This window comes from Pseudomonas sp. NPDC086112, assembly GCF_044746425.1.
Taxonomy (GTDB): domain Bacteria; phylum Pseudomonadota; class Gammaproteobacteria; order Pseudomonadales; family Pseudomonadaceae; genus Aquipseudomonas.
Window position 1 is genome coordinate 53,085 of record NZ_JBIVCD010000035.1, and the last position, 19,033, is coordinate 72,117.

A 19,033-nucleotide genomic window follows, 5' to 3' on the forward strand; every position below is an offset into this window, starting at 1 on the left:
GTTTTACGAGGCACGCCAATATGGACGTGAGCGTATTTGGTACGGGTTACGTCGGTCTGATACAAGCTGCGGCATTGGCCGATGTCGGACATCGCGTGCTGTGCGTCGACATTGACCTCAACAAGATCAAGCAACTGCAACAAGCCGTGCCCCCGATCAGCGAACCGGGACTGTCCAGCACACTGGAAGACAACATCAAGGCCGGTCGCCTGCTTTTCTCCACCCAGGCCAGTGACGCGGTCGAACACGCGGAGCTGATTTTCATCGCGGTGGGCACTCCCGCCGATGAAGACGGTTCCGCCGACCTCAGCCATGTGCTGAATGTCGCTCGGCAGATCGCCAGTTTCATGGAGTCCGATCGCACCCTGATCATCAAGTCCACCGTGCCGGTGGGCACCGCGGACCAAGTGGCGAGCGCTGCCAACGAAGAACTGCAACGCCGTGGCAAACAAGCATTGAACGTGCGGGTGGTGTCCAACCCGGAGTTTCTCAAGGAAGGCAGCGCCTTGGCCGATTGCATGCGCCCGGACCGGATCATTGTCGGCACCAATGACGATGAAGCGCGCAACCAGTTGAGCGAACTCTATGCACCGTTCTGCCGCAACCGCGAAAAGCTCATGTTCATGGACAACCGCAGCGCCGAGCTGACCAAGTACGCCGCTAACGCAATGCTCGCCACCCGCATCAGTTTCATGAACGAACTGGCCAACCTCACCGAGTTGCTGGGGGCCGACATTGAAGCGGTGCGCAAAGGCATCGGCTCGGACCCGCGCATCGGTTACCACTTCATTTACCCCGGCTGCGGTTTCGGCGGCTCATGCTTTCCCAAAGACTTGCGTGCCCTGCTGCACACCGCCGAACATCACGGCATGTCATTGCGTCTGCTGCGTAGCGTCACCGATGTGAATGACAGCCAACGGCACATCCTCTTCAGCAAACTGCAGGCGCTGTTTCCCGATGGCCTGGTCGGCAAGTCCATCGCGATTTGGGGCCTGGCCTTCAAGCCCAATACCGATGACATGCGCGAAGCCCCCAGCCGTTATCTGATGGAGGCGCTGTGGGCCGAAGGTGCGAGCGTGCAGGCTTACGACCCGGAAGCCATGTCCGAGTGCCGGCGCATTTACGGCTACCGCAATGACCTGCACCTGTGCGCCACCCGCGACGACACCCTGGAAGATGCCGACGCGCTGGTGATCTGCACCGAGTGGAAGAACTTCCGCGTGGTCGACTTCGATCTGCTGGCGAGCAAATTGCGCGCGCGGGTGATTGTCGACGGGCGCAATCTTTACAACCCGGAGCACGTGGCGGCGGCCGGTTTGCACTACAGCGGTATCGGGCTTCGGCACATCGTTCCCGAGGCGCCACGGCCATGAAAATACTCGTCACCGGAGCGGCCGGTTTCATTGGCGCCCATTGCCTGTTGCGGCTGTTGCGCGACGGGCATGAGGTATGCGGCCTGGATAATTTCAACGACTTCTACGACCCGCAACTCAAACACGACCGCGTGGATTGGGTGCGCAAGCAAGTCGGCGATTTCCCGCTGGCGAAAGTCGATGTGGCCGACGCCACGGCCCTCGACGCACTGTTTGTCGCTGAACAACCGGAGGTGGTGATTCACCTCGCGGCCCAGGCCGGGGTGCGTTACTCCCTGGAAAATCCCCGGGCCTACGTCGACAGCAATCTGAGCGGGTTCCTGAACATCCTCGAAAGCTGCCGCCACCACCCGGTCAAGCACTTGATCTATGCCTCGTCCAGTTCGGTGTACGGCGCCAACCAGCACACGCCTTACTCGGTCAAGGACGGCGTCGACCACCCGTTGTCGCTGTACGCCGCCACCAAAAAAGCCAACGAACTGATGGCTCACAGCTACAGCCATCTGTTCGGCATTCCCTGCACCGGTTTGCGTTTTTTCACGGTGTACGGGCCTTGGGGCCGGCCAGACATGTCGCCGATCCAGTTCGCCCGGGCGATTGCCGAAGGCCAGCCGCTGAAGCTGTTCAACTACGGCCAGCACCAGCGTGATTTCACCTACATCGACGACATCATCGAGAGCATCGCCCGTCTGATCGAGCGCGCCCCCCAACCAGCACCGGAGTGGAACCGCGAACAACCTGACCCGGCCAGCAGCATGGCGCCATGGCGCATTTACAACATTGGCGGACAACAGCCAGTGGAGCTCAAGGACTACCTGGCGCTGCTGGAAAAACACCTCGGACAAAAAGCCCTCGTCGAGTTGCTGCCCCTGCAGCCGGGCGACGTGCTCAACACCTGCGCCGATGCCAGCGATCTGGCCCAGGCCACCGGTTTCCAGCCACGGATCGAGCTGGATGAAGGACTCGGACGATTCATCGCCTGGTTCCGTGACTACTACCCACTGCGCAACGCCCACTCGCCACTCGCGAAAGGGCTTCAGCGGAGGACTCTATGACTGGACATGAAAAAGGCGTGTTGCTCAATCACATGCTGCGTGACAAACGCCTGGACCCCGAACACCGAATGCGCCTGGACACGGCGATCCACATGCAGGGCCGCGGCTGGATGACCGGCCGTGACGGTGGTCGGCCCTGGACGCTGTCGCGAACCAACCGAGTGGTTGCATGCCTTGGCGCGCTGGTGATTCTGCTGCTGCTGTCCCCTGTGCTGCTGGGCCTGGCGCTGGTGATCAAGTTCAGCAGCCCGGGGCCGGTGATGTTCGTGCAGAAGCGCACCGGTTACCGCGGCCGCCTGTTCGGCATGTACAAGTTCCGCACCATGGTGACCAACGCCGAAGAGCTCAAGGAATCCTTGCGGCATCTGAACAAGCACGGCGCCGATGCCATCGATTTCAAGATCGACAACGACCCGCGGATTACCCCTATCGGTAGCTTCCTGCGGCGCAGCAGCCTTGATGAGTTGCCCAACCTGATCAATGTGGTCAGCGGCGACATGCGTTTGGTTGGTCCCCGACCGACCTCGTTCAACGCTTATCGCTACAAAGACAGCCACCTTGCACGCCTGAGCATCTACCCCGGCATGACCGGCCTGTGGCAGATATCCGGGCGCAGCAATATCGACTTCGACCAGCGCGTTGAGTTGGACCTCAGCTATATCGCCGAGCAGAGCCTCTTGCTTGATCTGAAGATCCTGTTGAAAACCCCCTTCAAAGTATTCAGCGGCCACGGAGCGAGTTAAATGGACGGTTCATCGAACAAAAGCCTGACCATCGCCAGCCCGAGCGAGTCCAACCTGACCTCGACCGTGCTCGACCTGGATCTGCGGATCCTCTTCCTGACCGCTGCCAATCCAGGCGCCGGCACCACCACCAGCGCCCTGGCGCTGGCCAGCCAACTGGCGTCAATGAGCAGCGGCCAAGTGCTGCTGGTCGACGCCAGCCAGTCGGAGGGCAACCTCACGCAACAGCTGGGGCTGACCAAAGAACGCGGCTTTCGAGACCTGCTGTTCAACGACTCACCGCCGCTGCTGCAGGACTGCCTGGTGAACGTCTCCAGCCTGCCCTTCCACATCCTGCCGAACGGGCGGCACATCCGCGGCGCCGAGCACCTGACGACCGAACAGCTGGCCCCGTTGCTCAACCAACTGGGCGATCGCTATCGCTTCGTGGTGATCGACGGCGACGCGGTGTATTCGGCCGCCGACACCCTGGTCATCAGCACCTTGGCGGACGGCGTGATCATGGTGGTGCGCGCCGAAGACACGCGCTGGGAAGTGTCCCAGGCCGCAGCCCAGCGCCTGACTCAGGCTGGCGCAAAACTGGTGGGCAGCGTCTTCAACCGGCGCAAGTACTACATGCCCAAATGGCTCTACAAAAACCTGTAAGCAACCGCAGAAAAGGATGACGCCATGAACGCCAAAATGCTTCTCCTGCTGTTGCTGCCGCTTGCAGGTTGCTCCAGCACCAGTGAAACCCAGCAGATGCCGGTGCAGATCCTCACGGCCGAGCCGGCCAATGCCCAGGCCACCGACATGCCCAAGGTCGAACAGACCCTGCGGCCCAAGGACGTGCTGGATGTGATCTTTCACATCAGCACCAGCGGCTCGCAGGCTTATCGGATTCAACCCGGTGACCAGGTCGCCCTGAACTTCACCGCGGCCAGCCAGCTCAACGGCACGCAACTGGTGCTGCCCGATGGCACCATCGAACTGCCAGGAGCCAACACCGCGGTGAAAATCGGCGGGCTGACGTCGGTCGAAGCCCGGGAGGAAATCCAGCGTGTCTATAACCGTAAAGCCCTGTTCCAGCCCAACCGCAACCAGCTGTCCGTGCTGGTCACCAGCCCGCTGAGCAACGAGCAGAACCTCAAGAGCGCCCTGAACCACCCCGCTACCGGTATGAGCCGGGAGATCGTTGTGGGCAACGACGGCTATGCGAGTTTCCCGGAAATCGGCTCCGTGCCGCTGCAAGGCATGACGGTCAACCAACTGGAAACGTTCCTCAATCAACGCTACGCGCAATTGCCGGGGCGGATGACAGTCGACGTCATGCTCAAATCCACCTCGGGCAACGAAATCTATGTGCTGGGTGAAGTCGCGCAACCGGGCTCCTACCCGATTCGCCGACCGGTCTCGGTGCTCGAAGCCTTGACCCTGGCCCGTGGCACTAACGTCAAGGCGCGGCTCGATTCGGTAGTGATCATGCGCCGCACCGGCAACCATGTGCAGGCGGTGCACTACGACGTGGAAAAAGCCTTGTCCGGTGACGCGTCACAGATTGCTTACCTGCAACCGGACGACATGCTCTACGTGCCCAAGACCAAACTGGCCAGCGCCGGTGAGCTCGCACGGCAACTGGCGGACGTGGTGTTGTTCCAGGGGGTGGGCTTCACCTTTGGCTACCGCGTCGATAACAAAGGCAGCGACAACTAACGCTCAGGTGACCGACCATGAACCCAAAGGAAAACTACCTGCATGAGTTCTTCAGGATTTTCTTCGCCAACAAGCAGTTGGTGAAACGCGTCTTCCTGATCTTTGCAGTGATCGCCCTGATCTTGCCGCTGATGCTCAAACAGAGCTTCGACATCACCGCGCAGGTGATCGTGCAATCCAAAAAACTCTCCCAGGGAGACGCCACCACGTCCCTGACCCAAGGTGATGCCTCGTTCATTCCACCGTCACTGGCGGACATGGAAACCGAGAGCAATATCCTGCGTTCCCCGGCCCTGATCCGTCAGACCATCAGCGACCTGCGGGCCAAAGGCGAGTACGCGCCCAACCCCGGGATCTTCAGCAAACTGGTGACCGAACCGATCAAGCGTTTTGTGACCACCCCCTTGCGTGAATACGTGGTCAATCCGGTGCGCGATGCATTCGGGCTTGAGACCGATCCGGTTCGGGACACCGCCCTGGATACCTACACCCAAGAGGCCGTCGATAACCTGAAAATCGAAACCCTGCCGGGTTCCAACGTGATCTCCATTGTCTACAGCTTTGGCGATCCCGCCCAGGGCACCCGGTTTGTCGCGGCGCTGCTGCAAAACTACCTGGCCAGCCGTCAGGAACTGCAATCGATCGACCTGCCGCAGAGCTTCTACGAAACCAAGAAGAAGCAGTATCAGGTGCGTCTCGATGGCCTGGAAGGCACGCGGCTGGCGTTGCTCGAAGGCGTGGCTTCATCCGATCCGAAGGAAGAAATCACCTTCCGCCTCAATGCCATCAACACCGAGGAACAGGCCCTGAACCTGTATCAGGATCGCCTGTTGCAAAGCCAGCGCTGGCTCGACTACCTGAAAACCGCCCTGACGTCTGCCACCAATACGTCCCGGCTCAGCGATTACACCTTCCCCTTCACCTTCACCACCACGGTGGACAACATTGCCTTCGAAGACCGGGAGATCAGGCAGCTCGGTGAGCAACTGACCACTCAGGTCAGCCGCTACATGAACGACCTGGCGGTCTTCCAGCCGGGCAGTGAACCCATGCTGTTGACCCGCGAGCAGATTTCCCGCACCCGTCAGCAGTTCCTGAAAATCGTCAGCAACCGGATTCAGGAGCGCACCAACGACCTGGCGATTGTCACCTCGGTGATCAAGCAGAAAACCGCACGCATCGCCGACTTCAAGGAGCGCATCCATCAGTTGCAAGTGGCTCAAAGCAAACTGGCGCAAATGGACACCGAGATCAATGCCCTGCACGCAGCGTTCTCCACCTATGCCCAACGCTTTGCCGAAAGCAGCTCCGCCGGTTTGCTGGACAACGATATGTCCAACGCCAGGGTACTCAGCCCACCGTATGAACCGACCGATGCAGCGTTCCCCAAACCGCTGCTGATCATTCCGTTCGGGATGCTGACCGGTCTGCTGCTGGCGATTGCCTTCGTCTACGTGCGTGAGTTCTTCGATCACCGCTTCAAACACCCAGCGCAAATCACCCATGAACTGGGCTTGCCGGTGCTGTTGGTGATCAACGAGCAAGACGTTATGCCGACCAACCCGCACAAAAACTGGACCGTGGATAGCTTCGTGCATTGGGTGCGCCATTGAACGGGCCGCTCAGCGCCAGCGCTCTGCCGATCATGCATTTGATCAGCAGCGGCGGCTTCTATGGGGCTGAGCGGATGCTGCTGGACCATTGCCTGGCGACGCCGGGGCAGCACCAAGTGCTGTTTCTCGATGCGCCGCCAGCGCTGATCGCGCGATTTCGCGGGGCTGGGGTCGACTGTCGTAGCTTCACGGGTTTGAGGGGATTGCTGCGTCATTTACGTCAGCGGCGAGCTGAACAGCCGCTGATCAACACGCACAATTTCAAGGGTCTGTTATTTGGCTGGGCGGCCGCCACGTTGTTGGACTTGCCGTTGGTGATTACTCAACACGGTTTCACTCCGCGCAGTCGCAAGCAACGCGTTTATGGCTGGCTGAGTTTGCAATTGTGTCGCACGGCGTCGGTACACCGCGTGGTTTGCGTGGCCGAAAGCATCGCCGTGCTGCACCGCAAGGCCTGTGTCCGGACGGAGAAACTGCAAGTGATTCCCAATGGTCTGCCAAAGGCCTGCGGCCTGCTACCTCACACTGCCACACACCCGCGCTGGCTGGCGGGTTACGTCGGTCGGCTGAGCAATGAGAAAGGCCCGGACCTGTTTCTCGATGCCCTGATTCCGCTCTGTCAGCAACACCCGCAACTGGACGCCGTGATGCTCGGCGACGGCCCGGAACAGAAAACCTTGCTGGCGCGGATTGCCGCTGCCGGCTTGCACAAACGCATCACCTTGCCGGGTTATCAAACCGACATGAACCGGTGGTGGCAGCAACTCGATGCGCTGGTGATCAGTTCGCGTACCGAGGGCACGCCGATGATTTTGCTGGAGGCCATGCAGGCCGGAGTGCCTGTGGTGGCGTTCAGCGTCGGCGGGATTCCCGATGTGCTGGAGGACCGGCACAACGGCCTGCTGGCGACACCCACCGACAGCGCCGCCCTCGCCCGGCAGATCGACACGCTGCTGAGTGAGCCGGCCCTGGCTCGCGAATTGATCGACAACGCAAGACGTACGCAATTGGACCGTTACGACCTGAAGGCCTTGGCCGAACGCTGGTCGCAGCTTTATATCCGTACTGCACGGGAGGCACGCGCGTGATCTTTCCGCTCTCGATCGTCAGTCTGCTCGCCCTGGTCTGTCTTGGTTTGCTGGCCAGCCCTTATCCCTATCTGGCGCCAGGCGCAGTACTGGGCCTGGTGGCTATCGCGGTGCTGTACCGAAAACCTGCCTGGGGTTTGTTGGCCATCGCGGCGCTGGTGCCGTTCGAAGGTTTCTTCAAGGGCAGCGCGCTATCGGGCACCAAATTCATCGGTGCGTCACTGGCGCTGATCGTGATGTTGCAACTGGCTATCCACCAGATTCCGTCCGAGCGCCTGCGCAGCAACATCTGGCGCTTCCTGATCTGGTTCATGGTGTTGTACCTGTTGAGCATGATCAATACCGATAACCTGGACATGTCCCAGAGTCATCTGCGGGATCTGAGCGTCGGCCTGGTTCTGTTTGTGATCACCTTGCTGATCGGCCGTGAGTTGAACCTCGATATGTTCGCCCGGCTGGTGACCCTCAGCGTCAGCGCGACCAGCGCGCTGGCCATGTTCTCCACCAAGTATCAGGACCAGGGCCGCGCCTCCGGGCTGCTGGAAGACCCGAACTCGTTTGCCCTGCTGATTGCCTTCGCCGTGCCATTGGCGCTGCTGCTGGTGATCCGCGGCCCGAACCTGTTGCACCGTTTGTTCTGGGGTGCCTGCTGCATTTTGCTGCTGGGCGGCATGACCAAGACCGATTCCCGTTCCGGGCTGGTGGTGCTTTTTCTCAGCTTGATGATCGGCGCCTGGCACTACCGTGCGCAGCTGCCGCGCATCCGTCCGCGCCACTTGGGTTTTGCCATGCTTGGCCTTGCGATCGTGATCCCGCTGGCCATTTACTCGATGCCGGCCGGTTACATCGCGCGTATCCAGTCCTTGAGCATCTTGAAAGCCGGTGCCAAGAGCCAGGACGAATCCCTCGGCCGCCGCGCGTCGTACATCCTGGTCGGCAGCCAGATCATCCAAGAGCATCCGTTACTCGGTTCCGGCCCCGGCACCTTCCCGCTGCACTACGCCACCACCGGTTACGCCAAGGTGTTTTCCGCTAACCGCAAGCCCGGCGACCTGTATCGCCGCGCGCACAATACTTACCTGGAAATCTTCAGCGAAGTGGGGATTCCCGCCGGCCTGTTGTTCGTCGGCATGCTGGGCCTGGGGATGTACAACCTGGTCCGCGCCCGTCACGCCTGGATGCTGCAACGAAATTGGGAACAGGCCGACCTGATCACGCACCTGAGCATGAGCTATCTGTCGTTGCTGCTGTTTTTGATGTTCCTCAGCGCACCGAATCACAAATACCTGTGGATCATGCTCGCGCTGACGTTCGTGTTGCGCCTCAAGGCTGAAGAACGTCCGCCGACGGAGACCAGCGCATGAGCCGCATCAGCCTCGTCATCCCGATGTACAACGAGGCCCGACACATCGGCCGTACATTGCTTGCCGCGAAAAAGGCCGTCGAGGCTGCCAGGCTGGAATGCGAGTTGATTGTGGTCGATAACGGCTCCGACGATCAGGGACCACCCATCGCTTGCCAGTTCGGTGCGCAGGTGCTGGTGCTGCCCGGCTTGCTGATCGGCGCCTTGCGCAATCGCGGGGCGGCGGTGGCGACAGGTGAATGGCTGGGCTTCATCGATGCCGATATCGAGATGCCCGAGGATTGGTTGACGCAACTTTTCGAACTCGAGTCCGGCGGCCAGGCCGATGTCCTCGCCCTGGACTTGCACACCCCTGTCCAGGCGCCATGGTTTGCCACGGCCTGGCAACGCCGCATGGCCCGCCCGACCACTCACACCTTGCACCCGGTGCAATGGCTGCCCAGCGCCAACCTGCTGATGCGCCGCACCTGGTTCGACAAGGTCGGCGGCTTCGACGAAACCCTGCGCACCGGCGAAGACAAGGCGTTCACCTTGCGCCTGAGTGAAGCCGGCGCGCGATTGCTCGCGGTCAATCAAAGCGTCGCCCTGCATTGGGGTTTCGAAGGCAGTTGGCGTGAATGGATGGGCAAGGAGTTGTGGCGCCAGGGCAGTCACTTGCAACTGCTGCGCACCCAAGGGATGAGCCTGCGCTTGCTGCGATTCCCGGCCTTTTCGATGGGCGTCTGGGCACTGGATTTCATCGCTCTGTCGGCCCTGCTCAATGGTTTTCCCAAAGCGGCGTTGTTCATCGTATTCATCACCAGCCTGCCAGCGCTGGTGCTGAGCCTGCGCCAAAGCCTGAAACACCATGACATAGGCCTGATGCTGCAACTGTGGGGCCTTCACTGGGTGCGCCTGCACCTGGCCGGTGCCGCGCTCATTTTGAGCCTGTGTCATTGGAATGCCAGGAGGCCGGCCCGTGGCTGAATTCATTTTCTGGCTGTGCCTGTTATTGCCGGTGTATGCCTGGCTGGGCTATCCACTGCTGCTGACGCTGATCGCGCCGTTGTTCCGCGCACGGCGTCATGCGCCAGCCCCACCGATGAACGTGAGCATCATCATCGCCGCGCACAACGAAGCCCGGCATATCGAAGAGAAATTGCGCATCCTGCTCGCCCAGGATTATCAGGCGCGCTCGCTACAGATCATTCTGGCCAGCGACGGCTCCACCGACGACACCGTGGCCTGCGCCCACAAGGTCATTGACCCGCGCATCAGCGTGCTTGACCTGCCTCGTCAGGGCAAGGCAGCCACCTTGAATGCCGGCGTGGCCCTGAGCACGGGCGAGATTCTGGTGTTCACCGATGCCGACAACCAATGGTCGACCGACACCCTCGGCCAGTTGCTCGCGCCCCTGGCCGATCCACAGGTCGGGGCCTGTGCCGGGCACATGCTGATCCCGGTGCCGGGCAAGGGCCTGAGCCTGGGCGACAGCCTTTATCGGCATTACGAAGGCTGGTTGCGCAGGGTGGAAAATCGCACCGGCTGCATGGTCTCCGCCGACGGCGCGCTGCTCGCCCTGCGCCGCGAGTTGTTCCAGCACGTGCCGGCGGAGGTCAACGATGACTTCTTTATCAGCACCTGCGCACCGGTGGCGTTCAAACGCATCGTCTACGTGCCCCAAGCACAAGTGAGCGACCAGGGCGTCGACGAAATCGCCAAGCAATGGCGCCGCCGCCAGCGCGTCACCGTCGGCGGTCTGCAAAGCCTGGCCCAGCGCAGGGAGCTGCTGAACCCTTGGCGGTATGGCCTGTATGCGATTGCACTGATCAGCCACAAGCTGATTCGACGCCTGGCACCGATCCTGTTGGTGCCGTTGCTGCTGAGCAATGTCTGGTTGTGGAATGTTCATGGCTTCTATCGCCTGAGCCTGATCGCACAACTACTCGGTTACGCGATGGCTATCGTCGGCCTGCTGGATGTGCAACACCGTTTGCCCAAACCCTTTCGCCTCGCCGCGTTTGTTCTGGTGACCCTTGCCGGGATGAGTATCGGTCTTTGGCAGTTCTTGCGCGGCCAGCGGTACGCGCAATGGAACCCCGAGCAAAATCGTTGAAAGGACCGTGCCATGGCGATCAAACAATTATTAAAACGCACCAGTGGCTGGCTTTATCTCAACTCGCCCGTAGGCCGTCATCAACTGCACGGTGCCGGGGTGATCCTGATGCTGCATCGGGTGCTGGCCAATGACCGCGCCGCCGACCTGCCCCATCGCAATGAACTGTGCGTCGGGCCGAAGGCATTCGAACATCTGCTCGCCTGGTTGAAAAAGAACTTCGACTGCGTGCCTCTGATGGAGATCTTGCAACCGGGCGCCATCAGGACCGGACGACCAAAAATCGCGCTGACCTTCGACGACGGCTGGCGCGACAACGCGCTGAATGCCTTCCCGTTGCTGAAAAAGTATCAGGTGCCGGCGAGCATTTTTCTCTCCACCGATTTCATCGGCAGCCGACAACGCTTCTGGTGGGAAAGCCTGGGAGAAACCCTGTGGCACAGCCACGGTGAAAAAGCCCGGACGCATTTGATTGAATGCTTGCAACAGATCAGACGACCGTTACCGGTGCTGCTCGATGATCTGGATGTGCAGCGCCGTAGCCTGGCGCTTTTGCACTTTCTGCACAGCCTGAAAAACCTGCCGTTGGGCGAACTGAATCGGCTCAGCGATCAATGCCCTGAAGAGTCGTTGCCCCAGGCCCTGGACTGGCATCAGGTACGCGCGCTGGAAGCCAGCGGGTTGATCCGCTTCGGTCCGCACGGCGCCAGCCACGCGATTCTCACCGACCTGGACGACCAACGTCTGGATGAAGAACTGAGCCGCAGCCGCAATGCCCTGCTCAACGGTTGCAACCGGCCGCTGCCGGTCTACTGCTACCCCAATGGCAACCATGATGCGCGGGTGCGCGAACACGTGGCGGATCATGACTTCCCGTTTGCCCTGGGCACCGACCTCGGGATTTATCGGGGTATCAGCGATCCATTGGCCTTGCCGCGAATCGGCATCAGCCATCGCACGGCGCGCAATCCGGAGTTGCTGTCCTGGCGCATCTACCGCGGAGCCAGGCCATGAGTCGTAGTCATTACCTCAAACACCTGGCCCTGAGCATGGGCACCAAACTGGCGATGATCGGCCTGCGGCTGCTGCGCAATGTATTGCTGGCGCGGATTCTGGGGCCCAGCGAGCGCGGTCTGTTTGCGTTGCTCAGTACCCTGCCCGATTTGATCAGCGCCGCCACCAGCGGCGGGCTGAATTCGGCGGTGGGGTATCAGGCGGCCAAGCAACGGCCCATGGGATTGTTGCTGAGCCAGGTGCTGGTGTTCGGTTGCCTGCTGGCGGGTTTGCTGACATTGCTGGTGGTGGCGCTGGTGCGCGAGTTCGGTGGCGAACTCGACATCACCACGCAACTGGGATTGCTCGCCTGGCTGTTGCTGCTGGCGGTGCCGCTGACCGTCCTCAAGAGCGGCCTGCTGACCTTGCACAATGCGTCGGGCGGTGTGGTGGCGTTCAATGCCTTGCGGCTGGTGGAATCCCTGGCGCCACTGCTGCTGTTTCTGGCCTTGTTCTGGATGTGGAAAGACGCAGCCCTGGAAGCGGCGCTGATCAGTTGGCTGGCCGGCCTCAGCCTGGTGGTGCTGGCCGGGTGGTTCTGGCTCAAGCGCGCTCAGCCCTTGAAGTTGCAGTGGGACCGTGCCAGCCAGAATGAACTGCTGCGCTACAGCGCTCGCAGCCATCCGGACCTGTTATTCCAGCAAGTGATTCTGCGCTCCGATTACCTGTTCATCGGCGCCCTGCTCGGCAGCACGGCGTTGGGGCATTACGCCATGGCCAGCGCCGCCGCCGAGTTGCTGCTGATCGTCCCGGAGGCGGTGACCACGCCGCTGATGAAACGCCTGCTGCAACAGGACGAAGGCATGGATCGCCTGACGCCGTTGGCCCTGCGCCTGACCGCCACGGTGATGCTCGGCGCCTGCCTGACCATGGCGGTGATCGGTGAATGGCTGATCGTCACGCTGTTTGGTGTTGCCTATCAGCCGGCTTACCCGGCATTGCTGGCGCTGCTGCCCGGGCTGCTTGGCCTTTGCTATGCGAGCATCTTGCGCCTGGACTTGCTGGGCAAAAATCGCCCCGGCACGATTTCGCTGTTGATGGGCCTCGGCGCGTTGCTGAACCTGGCCCTGAACCTGTTGTTGATCCCGATTTACGGCATCGTCGGCGCTGCGACGGCATCGTCCATCGCCTACTTGGCGGTAACCCTCGCGCTGCTGGTGATGTATTGCCGGTTGAGTGGCGTACCGGTCTGGCAAACCCTGATCATCCTGCCCAGCGATGTGGCTCCGATGCTTCAGATGCTGCAACGGAAATCGGCATGAAACGCCTCATGCTGCTGTTGAGCCTGAGCCTCGGTTTGAGCGCCCAGGCGGCGCCCATGCGCTGGGCTGATATTCGCGACGGCAGCCTGTACCTGCAAACGGATCGCCCCGACACGCTGACTGTTCGCTGGGCTCCAGCGTGGCAGGCCGATGCCAACGAAGAACGCCTGTACCTGCTCGACGGCAACGGCAACCTCAAGGGCGAGCGCCTGATCGCCGCCAGTGAAACCCGAGGCAAGCAGAGTTGGCCACTGGCGCCGAGTGCCGCCAGTTATCGACTGGAAATTCCGGGCTACAGTTTCCGCCGCTACACGATCGAACACGATGAACGCACGGTGGCGCTGTTCGCCCCGGCCAAGGTGCATTTCAGTGCCGAAACCCGCGGCGGCGATGAGCTGTATTTCAAGGTCGCACCCGGGGAACACGCCGTACTGGCCGGCAAGTTTCACGGTGGGATCAACGCCCTGCAGGCCCAGCGCGTGGGCGACAACAAACAGTTGTCCCTGACGCTGAAACCCTATCGCGCCTATTGGCAGTTCGATCAGGTGGCATTGCCCGTCACTCAGGACGAACAGGTCTGGCGCCTGCGCCTGCAAGGCAGCGGCAAGGTCGCGTTCTGGCTCGATGGCACGGCGAATCTGTTTGCCCAGAAACCGCAGCAGCTCAAACCGCTGCGCGAGGACGATGGCCAGACCCGCTTGACCCTGCATAAAGAAATGCTCGGCCCCACCCCGAACCTGGGCATTTATTTGCCCTACGTGCTGCCCCCTCAATCCAGTTTCGCAGCGCTCGACGCCCTCAAGCCCCAGGCGGGCACCTATTACAGTTTCGTTGACGTCACCGCGCAAAATCCGCACCACGAAGATGCGTTCCGCCAGCTCTATCAGAACCGCTTCGGCATCACCCAGGACCTCACGCTGTTGGCCGGCAGCCTGCGCCAGGCGGATTTGCGCGCCGACACTCAAAGCAACGCCGGCCTCGATGCCTGGCTCGCCGCCACTCGCGCCCTTGGCGGCACCGGTACGCACTACATCGCGTTCGCCGACGAGCCAAACCTCAACTACTCGAGCTACGCCGACTACCAGTCGATTTTCAACAGCATGGCCCGGCAGGTGCGCAGCGATCCGGCCAACGCCAAGGCCGGTGTGCGCATCGCCATGCCCGCCACTTCACGCTTCGTCAACGGCCCGTTCGCCGACAACGCCGTCGACAAGCGCGGTATCGATTGGGCGCGGCGCCTGCTGGCCGAATCCGGTGAGCAGATCGACGCCCTCGCCTGGCACGAATGGATGATTCGCGACTTGCTGGCCACTCGGGTCTACCGCGACAGCGTGCGCCGTGCCGCCGAGCTGGTGGGCCTCGATGCCAAGGGCCGGCCACGCAAAGCCTTGCTGCTGGATCAGACCAACCTGTCCAGCGGTTCAAGCCTGAGCCCCTATGATCAGGAAACCCACTTTGCTTCGCTGTGGTGGACTTCGGTGGTCATCAACTCGGCGCAGGATGGGTTGCTGGACATGCTCAACTGGTTCCAGGCCGCCGACGAACCGACCTACCCCAAAGGCATGGTGCGGGTGCTGGGCGGCGATCGTTTCGAACTCAAGCCGGTGGGCCTGGCCCAGCAATTCATCCAGCAGCACTGGCTGAAAAACGTCATGCGCCTGGACAACGACGCTTTCGAAGTCGATGTGTTGGCCATGGCCACCGAGCGCCAGCGCAGCCTGTTAGGGGTCAATAAAGGGGAGCGCTTGCAGCGTGTCGATCTGGGCGGCGCGACGTGCCCGCTGGCCAAGGGAGCGCTGGTGTACTTCGGTGCCGACAACCGCAGTCGTAGCGCTCAGTTCACCTGTCACGACGGTCGCGTCAGCTTCGACCTGCCGGGCGAAACCCTGTTCGCCTTGAGCTGGAGCGCCTCATGAACGCCGCCAACTTGCATCACCACGACCGTGCCGCTCTCGACCGCGCGTTTCACCACGCCAGCGGCGACCGGTCTCTGTCTGGAGGCAATGATATGAATGCCTTGGAAAAACTTCGCCAACACATCAAACGAAAAGGCCTGCGTGCAACGGTCCGGCTCCTTTGGAGGCGCTACATGTTCGTTCACTGGGAGCTTCTGTGGATGAAGCGTGACCTGGTCAGCCCGGTACCGCCCCACCAGCTCAAGCCTTACCCACCGCTGCAAGTGAAGACCATCACGGTGCACAACACCGCAGCCTTTGCCCGTCACTTTGGCGACCGGGTCAACATCATGGAAGAACTGGCCACCGAGGGTTACACCGGGCACATGTATCTGGATGGCAAAGGCGACGCGGTGGCCTTCATCTGGGGCAGCACCCGGGAGTACCACGACCGCCATTTCTATGGCTGCAGGTTCCCGGTAAAAAAAGGCGAATTCTTCGAATTCGGCGGCGAACTGGCTCGCGCGTATTGGGGCACCACGCTCTCGGTGGACCTGCAACTACGACTCTGGAAAGCCATGCAGGCCCAAGGCTGCCACACGGTCGTGGATGTCTGCGATGCCCGCAACATACCCGCGCTGAAACTGCACATCCGCATGGGCTATCAAGAGCAAGGACGCATCCAGCACGTCTATCGATTATTCGGTCGCTGGCGTTTCTTGCGTGAAGCCCGTTACAGCGACTCACGCCTGGATGCGCTACGAAAACCGTCCCGTTCACCTGTTCCTGAGTCAGTGGCGTGAAAATATGATGGCTCGATTCGAATGGCGCACCTCGCTGTGCGCCCCGGACTTTCCGGCAGCTGCTTATGAGGGGTTGCGCAGGCGCGTGACGGACCATACGCCGTTCAACACCCTCGCCTGGCTGTGCGCATCGGAACAGGCACTGACCGCCGGGGAACGCTTGCACGTTCTGCTGGGCTGGCAAGGTGATGAATTGGCCTTGTGCCTGCCGCTGGTGGCGTCCGTGGAGCGCTTTGGAAGGCTGCCATTTCGGGTCTTGCGTCACCTCGGTTATCCCCTCACCGATCGCCTGGCCCTGCTCACCTGCCTCGATGCCGACAGCATGCGCAAGGCGCTGGTGATCATCCGCCGTCACTTGCCCCATGCGATGCTGCAACTCAACGAATTGTCCGAACCCATCGGCGAAGAAAGCACGCTGACCGCATGGATGGCCCACAGCTCCACGGGCGAGCGTCGCATCAGTTGCCGGGTGCCGGTGCATTTGATCAGCGATATCGACCGCCAGGAAGTCTCCGGCGACCCGCGCTACAAACTGCGCCGGGCGCGTAAACGCATCCTGGCCTATGGCGCTCAGGTCCGACGCATTAGCCCTGACGCAGCCACCATCGGGCCTTTATTGCAGGCCCTCAGCGAAGTCGAAGCGCAGAGCTGGAAAGGCGTCGAAGGCGTGGGGATTTTCACCAGCAACCGTAGCCGACAATGGATCAACCTGGCCTTCACCGCCCTCGCCAAACAGGGACTGCTGCGGGTGGTGCTGCTGGAGCTGGACGGACGCTGCATCAGCTACCGGCTCGGGTTGCTGGAACAGGGCCGGCTGTACGACTACAACCTGGCGTTCCTGCCCAAATACGCCGATCTGGGCAGCGGTCGTGTGTTGCTCGAAGAGTGGATTCGCTGGGGCCTGGACGACAACTGGCACTGGATCGACGCTTCGCGGGTCAGCCTGAAAAACTCCAGCCATCAACTCCAGGAGCGCATGACCGGGCAACTTGAGCACTGGCGCTGGAGCTTCTACTCCTGGCGCCCCAGCGGCCTCGCCTTGGGGCTGACCATGCGACTCTGGCATCAATTCAAGCCGTGGTTGAAAAAGTGGCGGGCCTGGCGTGCATCAGTTGCTCCTGCATCCCCTCCGATACCCACTTGTGTCGACAAAGGCCCTGCGCCCACCGAAAAAAACAGGGAGGGCAAACATGCCTCGCCAAGTCATAGTCAACGCTGACGATTTCGGCCTCAGCCTGAGCGAAAACGCAGTGATCCTCGGTGCCTTTCAGGCCGGGGTCATCAGCTCCGCCACCGCCATGGCCAATATGCCGGCGTTCGAGGAAGCCTGCGTCCTGGCCCGGCAGCCGTTGCTCCAGGGACGAATCGGCTTGCACTTCAACCTCACCTATGGCCGGCCGTTGAGCCCGTCGATTCTCGCGCGTTCGACGTTCTGCGACAGCCAGGGCATGTTCGATCTCGACCTGCCCCGCCACAGCCTCTGGCTCAACCGCCTGGATCGCGAAGCGGTGCTGGAGGAACTCCAGGCCCAATGGCAACGTTGCCTGGACAACGGCCTGCGCCCCAGCCACATCGATTCCCATCAGCACGTGCACAACATCTGGCCCATCGGCGAAATCGTCGCGCGCTTTGCCGCCTACCAAGGGGTGCCCGTGCGACTGGCGCGCCATCTGGGAAATAACCTGAGTGTGCGCAAGCGGGTGTTCAAGACATTGCTCAATCATCGATTGAACCGCCTCGCCGGAGCGACCGCCCAGTACGTATGCACCCCGGTAGACCTGCGCAACGTGGCGATGCCGATCGACGGACTGCTGGAGATCGTCGTCCACCCGACCCATATCGGCGCCGATTTTGGCGATATCTATTTAAACCCCGGAGAGTCTCTGGCTCACATGCTGGAGCTGCGTCTCCCGGGCATTCCGAGAGTGTCCTATGCCGCAGTGCCAAGGACGTTCGAAGAGGAACCGCAGTACTCGATTGACCTACGAACGTTGCAACCTTGATTAATCGCCATTGAAAAAAACGTTCCCCACCCAACCCTGGCTTCAGCCACGGAGGACTTCATGAGCGCCATCACCAAGCTTCGCGAACGAATCAAACAAAAAGGCCTGCTCCACACGCTCCAGACGCTCTGGAAGCGCTATGTGTACTTCCACCGAGAACTGTTGTGGCTGGGGCGCGATCTGGTCACCCCGGTGGCGCCGCACAAACTACGGCCCTATACGGGTTTGAAGCGGGTGACGATTACCCGGGAGAACGCCATCGCTTTCACCAAGTATTACGGTAACCGCGTCAAGGCCATGGCCCAGATCGCCTCCGAAGGTCACACCGGGCACATGTATGTGGACGAGGCAGGTGATGCCATCGGATTCATCTGGGGCAGCCTCAGTGACTACTTTGACCAGCACTATTACGGCTGCTGGTTCCGGGTCAAACCGGGTGAGTTTTTCCAGTTCGGCGGTGAAATGATCCCTCTCTACTTCGGCTCCAGCCTGTCGGTGGACGCCCAGTACAATATTTGGGGTGCGATGCGGGACCAAGGTTGCGACAAGGTCATGGACGTCTGCGATGTCCGCAACATCCAGGCCATGAAAATGCACCTGCGCATGGACTACCAGGAACAGGGGCGAATCACCCACGTCTACGACCTGTTCGGCCGCTTTCGCTTCTTCCGCGAAACCTACTACAGCGGCTCGCGGCTGACTGCGCTGCGCAAACCGGAACAGCAGACAGTGACTGCGGCGCAGGCGTGATTGGTTTTGCGTCCGACTCAGACCAATGTGGGAGCGGGCTTGCTCGCGAAGAGGGCGTGTCAGTCGATATTAATGTTGTCTGGCAAACCGCTTTCGCGAGCAAGCCCGCTCCCACATTTGACCGCATCTCCCTGTGGGAGCGGGCTTGCCCGGGTAGAAACCGGAGACATCCTTTACGTTTTAAACCGGAGACATCGTTTACAGGTATGAAATACGGTCAGGAGGTGCCTGACCATGCCCTGGAA

17 protein-coding genes are annotated in these 19,033 nt (G+C 61.1%); all 17 read left to right on the forward strand.

Annotated features, from left to right (window positions below; genetic code table 11):
• Positions 1-20 precede the first annotated feature (20 nt).
• The 17 genes from ACIPLA_RS21555 to ACIPLA_RS21635 all read left to right on the forward strand — a co-directional run bounded on the left by ACIPLA_RS21555 (position 21) and on the right by ACIPLA_RS21635 (position 18,788).
• On the forward strand, positions 21-1,373 hold the full coding sequence (locus ACIPLA_RS21555; RefSeq protein WP_401175777.1) for a UDP-glucose dehydrogenase family protein: 1,353 nt from the start codon (positions 21-23) through the stop codon (positions 1,371-1,373).
• Positions 1,370-2,428 carry an NAD-dependent epimerase gene (locus tag ACIPLA_RS21560; RefSeq protein ID WP_218399276.1) on the forward strand — a complete coding sequence of 353 codons (1,059 nt, stop codon included), beginning with the start codon at positions 1,370-1,372 and terminating at the stop codon, positions 2,426-2,428. Before ACIPLA_RS21555 ends, ACIPLA_RS21560 begins: the two co-directional genes overlap by 4 nt.
• Positions 2,425-3,171: a sugar transferase gene (locus ACIPLA_RS21565; RefSeq protein WP_008073318.1), complete on the forward strand. Its 747-nt coding sequence runs from the start codon at positions 2,425-2,427 to the stop codon at positions 3,169-3,171. The genes ACIPLA_RS21560 and ACIPLA_RS21565 overlap by 4 nt, the downstream gene beginning before the upstream one ends.
• Positions 3,172-3,816, forward strand: coding sequence for a CpsD/CapB family tyrosine-protein kinase (locus ACIPLA_RS21570; protein ID WP_218399275.1), 645 nt, complete (start codon positions 3,172-3,174; stop codon positions 3,814-3,816). It abuts the gene before it with no gap.
• Between the two features lie 24 nt (positions 3,817-3,840).
• Positions 3,841-4,863: a polysaccharide biosynthesis/export family protein gene (locus tag ACIPLA_RS21575; RefSeq protein WP_218399274.1), complete on the forward strand. Its 1,023-nt coding sequence runs from the start codon at positions 3,841-3,843 to the stop codon at positions 4,861-4,863.
• Positions 4,864-4,880: 17 nt separating this feature from the next.
• Entirely contained in the window at positions 4,881-6,476 is a 1,596-nt protein-coding gene (locus ACIPLA_RS21580; protein WP_218399273.1) for a Wzz/FepE/Etk N-terminal domain-containing protein, read from the forward strand.
• 32 nt (positions 6,477-6,508) lie between these two features.
• Positions 6,509-7,564, forward strand: coding sequence for a glycosyltransferase family 4 protein (locus ACIPLA_RS21585; RefSeq protein WP_371317178.1), 1,056 nt, complete (start codon positions 6,509-6,511; stop codon positions 7,562-7,564).
• The gene (locus tag ACIPLA_RS21590) at positions 7,561-8,928 is read left to right on the forward strand and encodes an O-antigen ligase family protein (RefSeq protein ID WP_218399272.1); all 1,368 of its coding nucleotides are present in this window, start codon (positions 7,561-7,563) and stop codon (positions 8,926-8,928) included. Before ACIPLA_RS21585 ends, ACIPLA_RS21590 begins: the two co-directional genes overlap by 4 nt.
• Positions 8,925-9,893, forward strand: coding sequence for a glycosyltransferase family 2 protein (locus ACIPLA_RS21595; RefSeq protein WP_218399271.1), 969 nt, complete (start codon positions 8,925-8,927; stop codon positions 9,891-9,893). Before ACIPLA_RS21590 ends, ACIPLA_RS21595 begins: the two co-directional genes overlap by 4 nt.
• The gene (locus ACIPLA_RS21600; RefSeq protein ID WP_401175783.1) at positions 9,886-11,022 is read left to right on the forward strand and encodes a glycosyltransferase; all 1,137 of its coding nucleotides are present in this window, start codon (positions 9,886-9,888) and stop codon (positions 11,020-11,022) included. Before ACIPLA_RS21595 ends, ACIPLA_RS21600 begins: the two co-directional genes overlap by 8 nt.
• A 12-nt stretch (positions 11,023-11,034) precedes the next feature.
• Entirely contained in the window at positions 11,035-12,036 is a 1,002-nt protein-coding gene (locus ACIPLA_RS21605) for a polysaccharide deacetylase family protein (protein WP_218399269.1), read from the forward strand.
• A complete protein-coding gene (locus ACIPLA_RS21610) occupies positions 12,033-13,337 on the forward strand; it encodes a lipopolysaccharide biosynthesis protein (protein WP_218399268.1) in 1,305 nt (434 codons plus the stop codon). The genes ACIPLA_RS21605 and ACIPLA_RS21610 overlap by 4 nt, the downstream gene beginning before the upstream one ends.
• A complete protein-coding gene (locus ACIPLA_RS21615; RefSeq protein ID WP_401175787.1) occupies positions 13,334-15,253 on the forward strand; it encodes a hypothetical protein in 1,920 nt (639 codons plus the stop codon). The genes ACIPLA_RS21610 and ACIPLA_RS21615 overlap by 4 nt, the downstream gene beginning before the upstream one ends.
• A 92-nt stretch (positions 15,254-15,345) precedes the next feature.
• Positions 15,346-16,035, forward strand: coding sequence for a GNAT family N-acetyltransferase (locus ACIPLA_RS21620; RefSeq protein ID WP_401175802.1), 690 nt, complete (start codon positions 15,346-15,348; stop codon positions 16,033-16,035).
• 4 nt (positions 16,036-16,039) lie between these two features.
• On the forward strand, positions 16,040-17,254 hold the full coding sequence (locus ACIPLA_RS21625) for a GNAT family N-acetyltransferase (protein ID WP_401175790.1): 1,215 nt from the start codon (positions 16,040-16,042) through the stop codon (positions 17,252-17,254).
• The gene (locus ACIPLA_RS21630; protein WP_401175793.1) at positions 17,226-18,038 is read left to right on the forward strand and encodes a ChbG/HpnK family deacetylase; all 813 of its coding nucleotides are present in this window, start codon (positions 17,226-17,228) and stop codon (positions 18,036-18,038) included. The genes ACIPLA_RS21625 and ACIPLA_RS21630 overlap by 29 nt, the downstream gene beginning before the upstream one ends.
• Positions 18,039-18,098: 60 nt before the next feature.
• Entirely contained in the window at positions 18,099-18,788 is a 690-nt protein-coding gene (locus ACIPLA_RS21635) for an N-acetyltransferase (protein WP_401175796.1), read from the forward strand.
• The last annotated feature ends 245 nt before the right edge of the window (positions 18,789-19,033 follow it).